Raw genomic sequence first — 230 nt, forward strand, 5'->3', positions numbered from 1 at the left:
CTAGTGGCTCGTCACGCAGCCTTGGCCGGGTATTGGGTCCACTGGCGGATCGGTGAGTCGGGGGCGAAGTTGGTCTTCGGTTCCGCGTGAGTGCTGCGCCAGCGCACGTAGGCGGCGATGGCGGCGTTCTGCTCGTCGTGGCTGCGGTGGTCGGTGCCGTTGAGTGCGAAGTAGCGCAGGGCCGCGAACTCGGCCTCGATCCAGTTCAGCCAGGATCCGTAGGTCGGCAG

1 pseudogene is annotated in these 230 nt (G+C 67.0%); it reads right to left on the bottom strand.

The window, feature by feature from the left end:
• Positions 1 to 11: 11 nt before the first annotated feature.
• Positions 12 to 230 (bottom strand): annotated as a pseudogene (locus ADL25_RS20905) (hypothetical protein); the annotation flags it as partial.

The organism is Streptomyces sp. NRRL F-5122 (assembly GCF_001507435.1).
GTDB classification, from domain to species: Bacteria; Actinomycetota; Actinomycetes; order Streptomycetales; family Streptomycetaceae; genus Streptomyces; species Streptomyces lannensis.